The organism is Litchfieldella xinjiangensis, assembly GCF_000759345.1.
GTDB classification, from domain to species: Bacteria; Pseudomonadota; Gammaproteobacteria; order Pseudomonadales; family Halomonadaceae; genus Litchfieldella_A; species Litchfieldella_A xinjiangensis.
The window spans coordinates 478,523-490,961 of the sequence record NZ_JPZL01000004.1 but is presented as its reverse complement, the minus strand read 5'-3'; the positions used below and the strand labels follow the sequence as shown (position 1 = coordinate 490,961).

Annotated in this window: 12 protein-coding genes; 4 read left to right on the top strand and 8 right to left on the bottom strand. The window is 60.8% G+C overall.

Translation table 11 applies throughout. The features are described 5' to 3' along the window. Positions 1-67: 67 nt before the first annotated feature. Positions 68-544, top strand: coding sequence for a YbhB/YbcL family Raf kinase inhibitor-like protein (locus JH15_RS16970; RefSeq protein ID WP_043532464.1), 477 nt, complete (start codon positions 68-70; stop codon positions 542-544). A 4-nt stretch (positions 545-548) separates the two neighbouring features. Here the strand turns inward: JH15_RS16970 and JH15_RS16965 are convergent, their stop codons facing one another. From JH15_RS16965 to JH15_RS16955, 3 genes are read right to left on the bottom strand one after another with little or no spacing between them, the layout of a single operon-like run. Then, positions 549-1,499, bottom strand: coding sequence for a 2-dehydropantoate 2-reductase (locus tag JH15_RS16965; protein WP_043532462.1), 951 nt, complete (start codon positions 1,497-1,499; stop codon positions 549-551). Positions 1,500-1,546: 47 nt separating this feature from the next. Further along, positions 1,547-2,506, bottom strand: a complete 960-nt coding sequence (locus JH15_RS16960) for a PA2778 family cysteine peptidase (protein WP_043532460.1) — start codon at positions 2,504-2,506, stop codon at positions 1,547-1,549. A 9-nt stretch (positions 2,507-2,515) separates the two neighbouring features. After that, positions 2,516-2,908, bottom strand: a complete 393-nt coding sequence (locus JH15_RS16955) for a PA2779 family protein (protein WP_043532458.1) — start codon at positions 2,906-2,908, stop codon at positions 2,516-2,518. 285 nt (positions 2,909-3,193) lie between these two features. On the opposite strand from JH15_RS16955, the gene JH15_RS16950 reads away from it, so the two are divergent. Continuing rightward, positions 3,194-3,658: a YchJ family protein gene (locus JH15_RS16950; RefSeq protein WP_043532456.1), complete on the top strand. Its 465-nt coding sequence runs from the start codon at positions 3,194-3,196 to the stop codon at positions 3,656-3,658. A 33-nt stretch (positions 3,659-3,691) separates the two neighbouring features. Here the strand turns inward: JH15_RS16950 and holA are convergent, their stop codons facing one another. The 3 genes from holA to leuS are packed head-to-tail and all read right to left on the bottom strand — an operon-like array spanning position 3,692 to position 7,863. Next, positions 3,692-4,750: a DNA polymerase III subunit delta gene (gene holA / locus JH15_RS16945; protein ID WP_043532455.1), complete on the bottom strand. Its 1,059-nt coding sequence runs from the start codon at positions 4,748-4,750 to the stop codon at positions 3,692-3,694. Continuing rightward, a complete protein-coding gene (locus tag JH15_RS16940; RefSeq protein WP_043532453.1) occupies positions 4,750-5,253 on the bottom strand; it encodes an LPS-assembly lipoprotein LptE in 504 nt (167 codons plus the stop codon). Before JH15_RS16940 ends, holA begins: the two co-directional genes overlap by 1 nt. Positions 5,254-5,280: 27 nt before the next feature. After that, the gene (gene leuS / locus JH15_RS16935; RefSeq protein ID WP_043532451.1) at positions 5,281-7,863 is read right to left on the bottom strand and encodes a leucine--tRNA ligase; all 2,583 of its coding nucleotides are present in this window, start codon (positions 7,861-7,863) and stop codon (positions 5,281-5,283) included. A 212-nt stretch (positions 7,864-8,075) separates the two neighbouring features. Between leuS and JH15_RS16930 the strand changes: the two genes are divergently transcribed. Further along, entirely contained in the window at positions 8,076-8,588 is a 513-nt protein-coding gene (locus JH15_RS16930) for a zinc ribbon-containing protein (RefSeq protein WP_043532449.1), read from the top strand. A 4-nt stretch (positions 8,589-8,592) separates the two neighbouring features. Here JH15_RS16930 and JH15_RS16925 read toward each other — a convergent pair whose 3' ends face one another. Beyond that, complete coding sequence (locus JH15_RS16925; protein ID WP_052384198.1) at positions 8,593-9,948, bottom strand: hypothetical protein; 1,356 nt, start codon at positions 9,946-9,948, stop codon at positions 8,593-8,595. Continuing rightward, the gene (locus JH15_RS16920; RefSeq protein WP_043532446.1) at positions 9,942-10,832 is read right to left on the bottom strand and encodes a LysR family transcriptional regulator; all 891 of its coding nucleotides are present in this window, start codon (positions 10,830-10,832) and stop codon (positions 9,942-9,944) included. Before JH15_RS16920 ends, JH15_RS16925 begins: the two co-directional genes overlap by 7 nt. Positions 10,833-10,980: 148 nt before the next feature. Between JH15_RS16920 and leuC the strand changes: the two genes are divergently transcribed. Next, positions 10,981-12,438 carry a 3-isopropylmalate dehydratase large subunit gene (gene leuC, locus JH15_RS16915; protein ID WP_043532444.1) on the top strand — a complete coding sequence of 486 codons (1,458 nt, stop codon included), beginning with the start codon at positions 10,981-10,983 and terminating at the stop codon, positions 12,436-12,438. Position 12,439 lies beyond the last annotated feature (1 nt).

Here is a 12,439-nt window from a genome sequence, read left to right as displayed (position 1 = left end):
ACAGTAAAGGATAGCCGAGGCGCGCTGCTTCGAACCCATCAACACTTCCACCAGGAGGACTTTCGTCATGGCGTTCGCCCTATCAAGCATCAAGCTGGAGAGCGAGGCGTTTGAAGCGCAAGACAATATTCCCACCAAGCATTCCGCAGAGGGGCAGGACGTTTCACCGGCGCTTCGCTGGAGTGAGGCACCTGAAGGTACCCAGGCCTTTGCCGTGATCTGTCATGACCCCGATGCGCCGCTGGTACAGAATGGCCTGTATGGTTTCGTGCATTGGGTGCTATATAACCTGCCTGCATCGACCACGAGCCTGGAGGAGGGGACCCAGGCGGGTACCGCCGGCAACAACGATTTCGGTAATGTCGGCTATGGTGGGCCGATGCCTCCGGAGGGCCATGGCCTGCATCGATACTATTTCTGGATACTGGCACTGGATAAGCAGCTCGACCTTCCGGAAGGCTTGTCTCTCGGCGAGCTACTTAGCAAGGTCGAGCCCCATCTGCTGGGCATGAACCGCCTGGTGGGCACTTATCAACGTGACTGATCGCTCAGTGGCTGGGTCCAGCCTCGACCCCGCGGGCATGCATTTCCTGCGGTAGCAAGGCGGCGTGGATGACACGGTTTACCGGTGTATCCACGCTGTACTCGATACCGAGTCTGACCACCGCACCATTCTGGGCGTCCAATTCCGATGGCAGCCCCTGCATGATATCCCTCTGCATCGAGGCGGTACTCTTTTCAGGAAGACTGTCGATGAATGCCATGGCCCGGGTGATGGCATTGGAGGGCAACGCGATACCCTTGGCGCGGGCTACCTGATAGATTTCCGAGAGTATGTCCTCGATAACCTGACGCGTATCCGGCAAGGCACGTGTGACGCCGATCGGCGCACGCGTAATGCTGCCGATGCCGCTCATGGCGCAAATGAACAGGAACTTGCTCCAGATGGCGACATGTATGTCATCGACGACTTCGGCACTGACTCCGTTCGCCCCGTCCAGGATCGCCTTTAACTGCTGAACGCGTTCGCTGGGGTGTTTGTCGAGTTCGCCGATGCGTATGAAGGGGTCGACGCCGGCATGACGTATATGCCCCGGGGCTTCCCGCCAGGCCAGGATCCCGCAAAGCCCACCAATGACATGCTGGCGCCCGATAATTCGTGCGAGATGATCCGCGGCTTCTACACCATTCTCAAGCGGAACGACCAGCGTATCTTGGCCGAGCATAGGGTGCATTGCCTCGGCGGCCTCGGCTACCTGCCAAGCCTTGACTGCCACGATCACATAATCGACCGGCCCGACCTCGCTCGGTAACGGCGTGGCGTTGACGGGAGCGACTGTAAAATCGCCAGCGATGCTCGTTACCTTGAGCCCATCGCGTTGAAGTGCAGTCAGATGCTCCCCCCGGGCGATGAAGGTCACGTCATGACCCGCTTCGGCCAGGCGACCCCCAAAGTAGCCGCCCACGCCCCCGGCACCGTATATCGCTATTTTTGCCATGGCGGCCTAGCTCCATCTTCTGGCGTTCGTGAATGACCAACCAGTGCTTAACCGTCTAGGCGGATAAGCGCTTGGCGAGCTGTTTCCTGCCACTGCCCGGAGGCGCTGGCAGCCTGCTGGAGTGCCTGTCGGGCCCGCTGAATCTCGCCCAGGCCTTCCAGGGTCAGGCCCAGGTTGAGCCAGGCTACCGTCAGCGTCGGATCCTCGTCGGTGGCTTTCTCGAAGGATTCGGCCGCCGCAGTGGCATCGCCGTTGGCATGCTGGGCATTGCCCAAGGCAAACCAGGCCATCGCATGCTGAGGCCAGCGTGACACGGTTGCCTGCCAGGCGGGCAGGCTAGCTTCGGTGCCTTGAGCATGCTCGAACGCGGCTATCGCATCCATGGCCCGTGAAGGGCCGATACTCACTGGCAACTCGCCCGGTGGCAGGGCGACGAAGGCCCAGTAGCCGCTACGTGCCCAGGTCGAATCGAAGCGTTTGAAGGACTCGAGTCTTGCCGGTTCCATGCCGCTATGGACGATCATGACCTCATCTTCGAGGTCATATCCGATGGCGACGGCATAGTGCCACATCGGCCATGCCGGTAGGGAGAGATTCTGCATCACGACGACGGGATGGCCCGCGTCGAGTTCCTGGAAAAGCGTCTCGAAGCGACCATCGATCACGAAGCCGATACGTTCGTAGCGGCGTAGCGTCGCCAGCATCTCGGGTTGCAGGCTTCCTTCCCGTCCGGGGAGGTAGACCTGGGGAATCAGCGTGTCGACATCCACATCGACACCTGATGCATTGAGTGCCATTGCCAGAGAAGCAGGACCGCATTGGTAATCGCGTTGCCCATGAAACGGCACATGATCGAGCTTGACCTGCTCGGTGACACCCATCTCGGCGGGGCTGGCAAGGCGAGGTCCACTGGCACACCCCGATATCAGACCCAGCGCAAGGATAAACAGCAAAACGCCCGCGAGGCGGGCGTTTTGCTGTAGCAGATGATTCAAATTGCTTGGCATCTTCCGCACTCAGCGAGTGAACGGGAAAACATTGGTCAGGCCGAGGATGTCGGTCACCAGCAAGACGACGAAGATGAACACCAGGGCGCCCACGACGCTGGCACCGGCGGGGAGCTCATCAAGGTGCTCGGCCATTTGGCGAACTTCCTCGTCGGATAGCGCGGCGACACGCGCTTCTACATCGGCAGGATCGACCCCTTGGGCCTGCAACTGCTCCTGCACGTCCTGGCGTGCCAGGAGTTCATTGATTCGTTCACGATCGCTACGACGCTGGTCGGCTTGCAGCGCATCTTGAGTCGAAATCAGCGACGAAGCGGGCTGCGGGGCTGCAGCGACCGGCAGGCTGGCAACGGTCAGGAAAAGAATGAGAAGAGGGCTAAGAACACGGGTCAGTTTCTTCATGGGAATGTTCCTTATTGGGTGGACTGGCTTCCAGCGTGTTGAATGATCCGATGTCTACTTACGCGATGCATCGATTAGTATAGAACCGAACCGCCATGATTTTCATGCCTTTTTCCGAATGAATTTACGACACTGATACCCCATGTCCTCCGGCTTGGCATGACTGACCGACGCCACCGGGGATATGCAAGCTGGGTGGCAGTAAGCCATGTCAACGACCGAGCCGACTGTTGTCGTCAAGCTCTGAGAGGTAAAATAAAGGCCCATATGCGAACGGAGGGGGGCATGGCCCTGACACCATCTTTTGCCTGCCCGTGTGGCTCCAGACAGCGCTACGGCGATTGTTGCGAGCGCTTTCATCTCGGCGAGGCTACACCGCCCACGCCAGAAGCGCTCATGCGCTCCCGCTACTGTGCCTTTGCAATGGGGCTGGCAGGCTATCTGCTCGAGACCTGGCATCCCGATACACGCCCTAGCTCTCTGGGAGACCTTTCCGATACTGAATGGATGCGGCTCGACATTCTCGAGCATGCCCAGTCGGGCGACTCGGGGCGGGTGCGCTTTCGTGCCACGTTTCGTGAACGACGGCGTTGGGCAGTACTCGAGGAAGAGTCGCGCTTTGTCTACCGAGAAGCACGCTGGGTATACCAAGACGGTGTACCCAACGTCTCGCGCCTCAAGCCGGGGCGCAACGACCCTTGCCCGTGTGGCACGGGATATAAGTTCAAGAGTTGTTGTGGGCTGGTTTAGGACCTGCGGAGGAATGCATTTCTAGGTTTGAGCTCAGCCAACCTTGTAGGCGATCGGCGACTCCGCCAACACCCCGCGGCCACCAGCAAGAGTCAGGGCCAGGTCGTGTAGTCCTTCCCAGAGGGGCAGTGGGCTCGCACCCTTGATGGCCAGGTCGAGGCGCTGGGCAAACAGCAGGAGCTTGTGCAGACGCTTGACCGGTAACCGCTTCAGTGCCTGCTGGTAGGCGGGGCGTCGCTTGTCGAAGATGGGCGGCTTCTGAGCCTTGCAGGCGTGCTCGAAGCTCTGGCCCTGGTCGAGATGCTGATACAGCGATAGCAGGATGCGCATTTCCCGCGTCAGCGCCCACAGCACGATCGGCGCTTCGACACCTTCGCCTTTCAGCCCACGTACGATCCGTGAGGTACGTTCACGCTCACCCCGCAGGCAGGCCTCGGTCAGGGTGAAGATATCGTAGCGGGCACTGTCCTCGACGCCGCTGGCGATCGTGGCGACATCCGGACGTGCCCCGGGGGGAAGAATCAGTGCGAGTTTCTGCAGTTCCTGATCGGCCGCCAGCAAGTTGCCTTCGGTTCGCTCGCCGAGCAGGCGTGCCGCGTCCATATCGAGCGTCAGGCCATGGCGACCGGCGCGGTCGCGCAACCAGAAGCCGAGGCGCTGATGATCCACGGGCCACACCGGGACGTACAGCCCGGCCTTGTCCATGGCCTTGAACCATTTACTTTGCTGCAGTTTGCGGTCGAGTTTGGCGGCCGAGATGAGCAGGACATTATCGCTGTCACCGAGCCGTTCGGCATAGGCTTCCAGTGCCCGGCTACCCTCCTGGCCGGGCGACTGTGAACCGAGCCGCAGCTCGATTAGCTTGCTGGAGGCAAAGAGCGACATGCTGGTCGCAGATTCCAGGAGCTGACCCCATGGGAAGTTGCCTTCCACATGCAGCACCTCTCGCTCCTCGATCCCTTGCTCGCGGGCGCGGGCACGCACCGTGTCGCAGGCCTCGATATGCAGTAGCGGTTCGTCCCCCGCGACGATGACGACCGGGGGCAGTTTCTTCTCCAGCGCCTCGGTCAGCTTGTCGGGAAAGACCTTCATCAGCGATTGGCCTGGGATTCGGCCAGCGGACGCAGGCGCTCGAGGAGTTGGCGGGCTGCATCGCGGCGCAGTTGCTCATGCGCCTCGGCGCGGATGTTGTCCTGAGCGAGCAGGTTGTCGTCGCTGACGTTGAGCGTGGTCTCGACATCGAGCTGTTGCTGATTGAGCAGGTAGGCACCGTCTTCGGTACGTTGCACCGAGAACGGCGCCGTTAGGCGAATGACAATTTCCTGGCTGCCGGCATCGCCATGGGTGAGCGATGTTTCGCTGATCCTTTCAGGGTCGAGGTTCAGGCGAAGCGGGGCATCAGCCAGGAGTCGAATATCTGCGTTTATCAGCGCATTGCGCACGATAGGCGCAAGCTCGCTGTCGGCGGGCACGTAGCTCAGGGCCTCGAGTCCCAGGCCTTCGGTCTGGTAACCCCGTAGGCGAAAGCCGCACCCGGCGAGAATCAAGGACGCCGCGCCGAGTAGCGATACCTGCAGGAATTGTCGCCGCTTCATGACTGTCTCCCGAACGGATGCGTAGCCTTAGCCCACCACGATGTTGACGAGCTTGCCCGGTACCACGATGACCTTGCGGATCGTCATGCCCTCGATATGCCGCTGGACGTTTTCCGCCTGCATGGCCTGCGCCTCGATGCTGGCCTTGTCTGCGTTGGCAGCAACCTCAAGGCGGGCCCGCAGCTTGCCATTCACCTGCACGACCAGTTCTATGGTGTCCTTGGTCAGGGCCGATTCGTCGACCTTGGGCCACGATGCGTCGATGACCGGCGCGTCGTGCCCCAAGGCGCGCCAGAGAGCGTGGCACACATGCGGAGTAATCGGTGCCAGCAACAATATACAGGCCTCGATGGCTTCGCGAGCCACGGCTAGGCCTTGGGGGCTGGTGTCCTCGAACTTGCCCAGCGCATTCGAAAGTTCCATGACCGCCGCGATGGCAGTATTGAACGTGGTGCGTCGACCGATATCGTCGCTGGCCTTGGCAATCGTCTCGTGGGTCTTGCGGCGCAGGGCCTTCTGCTCATCATTGAGAGCGGCCGAATCCAGCTTCCCGGGGCTTCCTGCATCGAGATGATCGGCCACCAGGCGCCACAGGCGCTTGAGGAAGCGATGCGCACCTTCTACGCCAGAATCCGACCACTCCAATGACTGCTCGGGCGGGGCGGCAAACATCATGAACAGGCGCACGGTGTCCGCGCCGAAGCGTTCGATCATCGATTGGGGATCGACACCGTTATTCTTCGACTTCGACATCTTCTCGATGCCGCCCATCTCGACCGGCTGGCCGTCGCTGATGAGGACCGCACTCACCGGGCGTCCCTTCTCGTCGCGCTTGACCTCGACGTCGGCGGGGTTGAACCACTGTTTGCCACCGTTGGCGGTGGGACGGTAGAAGGTTTCGGCGATCACCATGCCCTGCGTCAGCAACTGCTGGAAGGGTTCGTCGGACTTCACCAGACCGAAATCGCGCATCAGCTTATGGAAAAAGCGCGCATAGAGCAGGTGCAGGATGGCATGCTCGATTCCCCCGATATAGAGGTCCACCGGCAGCCAGTAGTCGGCACGCTCATCGAGCATGGCGTCATGATTGTCGGCACAGGCAAAGCGTGCGTAATACCATGAGGATTCCATGAACGTGTCGAAGGTATCGGTCTCGCGCACCCAGCCGTCACCCAGTTCGGAAAATTCCGGCATCTTCTTGAGCGGAGAACCCGAAGCGTCCACGGTGACTTCCATGGGCAGTTCGACCGGCAGCTCGTCATCGGTCAACGGTACCGTCTGGCCTTCGGGGCCGTACTTGACCGGAATCGGGGCGCCCCAGTAGCGCTGGCGCGCTACTCCCCAGTCGCGAAGACGGAAGTTGGTCTTGACCTCGCCATGCCCCTGCTCTTCGAGCCGGGCCGCGATGGCATCGAAGGCCGCCTGGAAATCGAGTCCGTCGAACTCGCCAGAATTGATCAAAGCCCCATGCTCGGTATAAGCGCCCTGGGAAAGATCAGGGGCCTGGCCGTGCTCATCGGCAATCACCGCCTTGATGGGCAAATCGTATTTCGTGGCGAACTCCCAGTCACGCTGATCGTGGCCAGGAACCGCCATTACCGCGCCGGTGCCGTATTCCATGAGCACGAAATTGGCAACGTAAACCGGTACTTCATCGCCGGTGAGGGGATGAATGGCACGATGCCCGGTCGGCATGCCTTTCTTTTCCATCACCGCCAGTTCGGCTTCCGAGGTACCGCCGCGGGCACACTCCTGTAGGAATTCGCCGAGTTGCGGGTCGCTTTCGGCGGCCTGCCTGGCCAGTGGATGGCCAGCGGCGACGGCCACGTAAGTCACGCCCATCAAGGTATCGGGACGGGTGGTATAGACCCGTAATGGCTCACTGGCCTGTCCCGATTGTCCGGCGATATCGAAGGCCAGCTCGACGCCCCTGGATTTGCCGATCCAGTTACGCTGCATGGTTTTGACCTGCTCAGGCCATTCGACCTTGTCGAGATCGGCCAGCAGTTCCTCGGCATAATCGGTGATCTTGAGGAACCACAGCGGAATCTCCTTGCGCTCGACCAGTGCGCCGGAGCGCCAGCCGCGACCGTCGATTACTTGCTCATTAGCCAGCACCGTCTGGTCGACCGGATCCCAATTGACCGTCGACATTTTCTTGTAGACCAGGCCCTTGTCCACCAGCTTGGTGAAGAACCACTGCTCCCAGCGGTAGTAGTCGCTGTCACAGGTGGCGAATTCGCGACTCCAGTCGTAGGCGAAGCCCAGCGCCTTAAGTTGCTGGCGCATGTAATCGATATTGTCATAGGTCCACTTGGCCGGGGGGACCTGGTTCTGTATCGCGGCATTCTCGGCCGGCATGCCGAAGGCATCCCAGCCCATCGGCTGCATGACATTCTTGCCCTGCATGCGCTGAAAGCGAGAAACCACATCACCGATGGTGTAATTGCGCACATGCCCCATATGCAATTTGCCACTGGGGTAGGGGAACATCGACAGGCAGTAATACTTCTCGCGGTTGGCATCTTCCACCGCCTTGAAGCACTGGTTCTCGTTCCAGAACTGCTGGGCGTCGCGTTCGATTTCAAAGGGCTTGTACTGTGCGTCCATCGGTCTGTAAAGGCACCTTGCGTTGGGCTGGCGCAGGTCGGGCTTAAAAGCACCATCCTCACGCCATGGGAGCGAACGGTCGTCTCGCGTCAGGTTTACGGCTGGCGGAAATCCTTGAAGGCGCGAGAAGATAGCGTCTAAATGGTGAACAAGCATACCGTAGTGGGGCCCGTGCAGGTAGGGTCCGCAACCGTTGGAGCAAGGAGTCGAAAATGAGCGAGAACAGGGAGCAACGTGAGTACAAGATGCGCGAGGGGTATGAGCGCGTCCTATCCCGGTTACGTGAAGGGGCCGATGAGCTGTCGTGGGACAACCTGCAGCGCGACCTCGACGATGCAGTGGCCTTCGAAGCCGAGCTCGAGGAATACACCAAGGACGAGTTGGCGTTGTTGCGTGCGTGGGTCGAGCGCGATCTCAAGGACCTGCGCCACTATCTGGCCGCCGGTGGCGAGAGCGTCGCCACTTGGCTGGGCATCGACTTGACGGTCGTCTCGCGCCGGGTGACGGAAGCCCTACTGTCGGTCGCCGATCGCTCCATCGTCGACAAGGCGCGGTTCGACGACGATCTCGAAGCGGCCCGGGCCGATTATTTCGAAGGCGAGCTGGCCGCGCCGGGACGCATGGCCTGCGTGCACTGTGGCGCGAAAGTCGAGCTCGATGGCGTCACGCGTATCGAGCCTTGTCATCAGTGTGGCCATCGCTACTTTTCACGGGTCTCGGCGTGATGAGCTACATCAGAGCATCGAGCAGCATGATGGCGAAAAATACCAGGCATGACATGGCTAGGGCATAGGGAATATTGAGGCGCATGAGCCGATAGCTGCCGATCCCGTAGCGCCCTTGTAGTGACAGGTTGATACCAGAAAGGGGGCCGATGGCGGCCCCTACGCCCCAGCCCGACAGGCACACGAAACCCAGCAGCGTATGATTCACGGTGTCGAGATCGAGCATCGAAGCCAGGGCTGATACGCCGATGATCGGATGCAGGCCGATTACCGCACTCGACACGATACCCAGATAGCTCAGCGTGGCCTCACGTATCCCGAAACGCTCGAACAAGACCCACTGGCTTCCGGTAGCGGCGTCGATGAGACTTGAAAGCCCTAGCGTAAAGAGCCCTGCACACAGAAAAAGCGTTATTTCGCCGCGCATGGCAGGCAACCGCGTTCGGGCATGCTGGAGTACGCGTTGCGCCGCGCTTGGCACGCCATAGCGCATCTGGAAAAGCAGGGCGACCCCAGGTAACAGAAAGGTGATGATGCTGACGATCGACAGGGCTGGGGTGATCACGTAGTGAAACAGCATCACGAGAGCGGCCATTGAAAGAGGCATGAACAGGCTGGCCGGCGATAACGAGAAGCCCTGAATATCGTCCAACGCGTAGCGCCGCGGAATTTCGAGGCGAGTGACCAGCCCCGACAGGAGTGCCAGTGGCAAACCAAAGGACACGATCCATGCAAAGGCCATGTCCGGCGCCGTACTCATTGCCACGCCCATCGAGGCGAAGAAGGGCGACCAGAAGGCGGCACTCGACAGGCCACGATTCAGGGTCAGTATCTGGGCTGTCCCTAGACCGCCTCGTGCCTTGATATGGTCTCCTACCATGAATACCGACGATAGATTGAGAATCGCTCCGAGCAGGTGCACGCTGAGCCAGGTGCTGATGATTCCATTGGCGCCCATCGTAGCTCGCCCGGGTGCCCCCGAGGGCGCCTTGCCCTGGCCCAGCAGGCCGATGAAGCTGACCCCGACCAGCATGGCCACCACATAGGTGTTGCCGTTGAGAATCGATGACCAATCGATCGCCACGTCATAGCGCCACCGGCATACCCCCAGCAGCACCAGACCGATGGCGGCCAGCCCCCCGGATTGCCAACGCGTAAGTGGGTTGAGGTCGATCCATAACAGCAGGGCAGCCAGCCAAAAGGCATACCCCACCAGATCGGGGTTGACCGGAAACGCAGTGAACCGTGAGATTTGCAGAAGCAGGCCGACCAGGATCGCCATGCCTGCCACGGCCTGGCGCAGGGAGGTTGGCTGCGCAGGGAAGCCTTCTCTGGTTGTCGTGCGGGCAGGGGTCACCATCTCTTTTCATCCTTGTCGCGCTGCTCATCGAGTTTTTCTAGCATTGCACGCGCGGCGTTGGATAGCGTCCGGCTCTTGTGAACCAGGTAACCCAAGGGGCGGTGAATGGGGCGCACCTTGACGGGGAGTACACAAAGGCTTTCATCGATGAGCGTTTCGGGCAGTACGCTCCAGCCCAGCCCGATCGATACCATCATCTTGAGCGTCTCCAGATAGTTGGTGGACAGCGCCACGCTCACCCCGAGGCCATCACGAGCGAAGGTATCGACCACCAGGCCGCGCGTGAACGTGAACGGCCCGGGGAGTACCGAATCGTGCGAGGAAAGCGCTGCGAGGGACAGCGTGTCGTGGTGAGCGAGGGGGTGATCGTGCCCACATACGAACTGCAGCCGGTCGACCCATACCGGCACCACGAGCAACTGCGGATCGGGCACTGGCGCCAAGGTGACCACTGCGATTTCCAGGTCACCGTCGAGTACGCCCTGGTAGGCCTGCTCGGAATCGAGAAAGCGGAGGTCCAGGCGAACGCCGGGATGGACCTGGGTGAAGGATTTGAGCAGGGGGGGCAAACGATGCAGGCCGATATGGTGGCTGGTGGCCATGGTCAGGCTGCCAGCCACGTCGCCCGACAGGTTCGACAGGGCACGCCGACTGTCATCGACCATGACCAGGATTTCCCGGGCCCGGGGCAGCAGCATCCGGCCTGCCTCGGTAAGCGAGACACGCCGCCCGATGCGATCGAACAGTCGGGTGCCGACCTGATCTTCGAGCACGGCGATACGCTTGCTGACGGCCGGCTGGGTCAGGTGCAGGTGCTCACCCGCCAGAGAAAAGGAGCCATGGTCGGCTACGGCCAGGAAAGCTTGAAGGCTCTGCGTATCCACATATGCACCGTGTCGCTAGGTTTTGGATCTCTATTATTCCATTCTGGAATCCAATAAATAAAGAAGATGAATTGCTTTCATGGATGCTTCCCCTCTACCCTCGTACGACGATAAACGAGGTCGCCTGAGAGCGCCCGGGAGGAGAGACATGGCAGGCCAGACACTTTATGACAAGTTGTGGTCGCAGCACCTGGTCAAGGAGCGCGACGACGGTACTGCACTGATCTATATCGATCGGCAGTTATTGCACGAAGTGACATCGCCGCAGGCATTCGAAGGGCTGCGATTGGCTGGGCGCAAGCCTTGGCGCCTGGATGCCAATTTGGCCACCCCGGATCACAACGTGCCGACCACATTGCTTGAGCGCGCCGAGGGCAATACCGGCATCAAGGATCCCGTCTCGCTGATTCAAGTTCAGACCCTGGACGACAACTGCGAAGCCTTCGGCATCGAGGAGTTCCGCATCAACGACGCACGCCAAGGCATCGTTCATGTGGTCGGTCCCGAACAGGGCGCCACGTTGCCGGGCATGACCGTGGTGTGTGGCGACTCGCATACCGCCACGCATGGAGCCTTCGCGGCCTTGGCCCATGGCATCGGTACATCCGAGGTCGAGCACGTCTTGGCCACCCAGTGCCTGCTGGCGCAGAAGATGAAGAACATGCAGGTTCGCGTCGAGGGGACATTGGGCGCAGGGGTTACGGCCAAGGACATCGTGCTGGCGATCATCGGTCGCATCGGTACTGCCGGCGGTACGGGCTACGCCATCGAATTCGCCGGTAGTGCGATTCGCGAGCTGTCCATGGAAGGCCGTATGACCGTGTGCAACATGGCCATCGAGGCGGGCGCTCGCGTGGGCCTGATCGGCGTAGACGACACGACCATCGACTATCTGTGGGATCGCCCCTACGCCCCCCGTGGCGAGCAATGGGACGCTGCCGTCGCTGACTGGCGCGAACTGGTCTCTGATGGCGATGCGGAATTCGACAAGGTCGTGACGCTGGACGCTGCTGAAATCGAGCCCCAGGTGAGTTGGGGGACCAGCCCCGAGATGGTCGCCAACATCAGCGGTGAGGTGCCCGATCCCGATGCCGTCGATGACGAAACCGTCAAGCACAGCTATACCCGTGCGCTGTCCTACATGGGGCTGGCGCCCAAGCAGAAGATCACCGATATCCGGCTCGACAAGATATTCATCGGCTCGTGCACGAATTCACGTATCGAGGATCTGCGCGAGGCGGCCAAGGTGGCCAAGGGCAAGAAGGTCGCTGACAGCATCAAGCTCGCCATGGTGGTTCCGGGTTCAGGGCTGGTGAAACGCCAGGCCGAGGCTGAAGGGCTCGACAAGATATTCCTCGACGCGGGCTTCGAGTGGCGCGAGCCGGGCTGTTCGATGTGCCTGGCCATGAATGCCGACAAGCTGGGTGCGGGCGAGCATTGCGCCTCGACCTCGAACCGCAATTTCGAAGGGCGCCAGGGGTACGGTGGGCGTACTCACCTGGTCAGCCCGGCCATGGCTGCCGCCGCCGCCATCGCCGGCCACTTCGTCGATGTGCGCCGTCTCGATGCCGAGACCGCCGGTGCCGCTCAACCCCAGGAGGCCTGAA

Bases quoted from the DNA above. Each gene is read 5' to 3' on its own strand.
- JH15_RS16970 (WP_043532464.1), top strand. From the start codon at position 68: ATGGCGTTCGCCCTATCAAGCATCAAGCTGGAGAGCGAGGCGTTTGAA.
- JH15_RS16965 (WP_043532462.1), bottom strand. From the start codon at position 1,499: ATGGCAAAAATAGCGATATACGGTGCCGGGGGCGTGGGCGGCTACTTT.
- JH15_RS16960 (WP_043532460.1), bottom strand. From the start codon at position 2,506: ATGCCAAGCAATTTGAATCATCTGCTACAGCAAAACGCCCGCCTCGCG.
- JH15_RS16955 (WP_043532458.1), bottom strand. From the start codon at position 2,908: ATGAAGAAACTGACCCGTGTTCTTAGCCCTCTTCTCATTCTTTTCCTG.
- JH15_RS16950 (WP_043532456.1), top strand. From the start codon at position 3,194: ATGGCCCTGACACCATCTTTTGCCTGCCCGTGTGGCTCCAGACAGCGC.
- holA (WP_043532455.1), bottom strand. From the start codon at position 4,750: ATGAAGGTCTTTCCCGACAAGCTGACCGAGGCGCTGGAGAAGAAACTG.
- JH15_RS16940 (WP_043532453.1), bottom strand. From the start codon at position 5,253: ATGAAGCGGCGACAATTCCTGCAGGTATCGCTACTCGGCGCGGCGTCC.
- leuS (WP_043532451.1), bottom strand. From the start codon at position 7,863: ATGGACGCACAGTACAAGCCCTTTGAAATCGAACGCGACGCCCAGCAG.
- JH15_RS16930 (WP_043532449.1), top strand. From the start codon at position 8,076: ATGAGCGAGAACAGGGAGCAACGTGAGTACAAGATGCGCGAGGGGTAT.
- JH15_RS16925 (WP_052384198.1), bottom strand. From the start codon at position 9,948: ATGGTGACCCCTGCCCGCACGACAACCAGAGAAGGCTTCCCTGCGCAG.
- leuC (WP_043532444.1), top strand. From the start codon at position 10,981: ATGGCAGGCCAGACACTTTATGACAAGTTGTGGTCGCAGCACCTGGTC.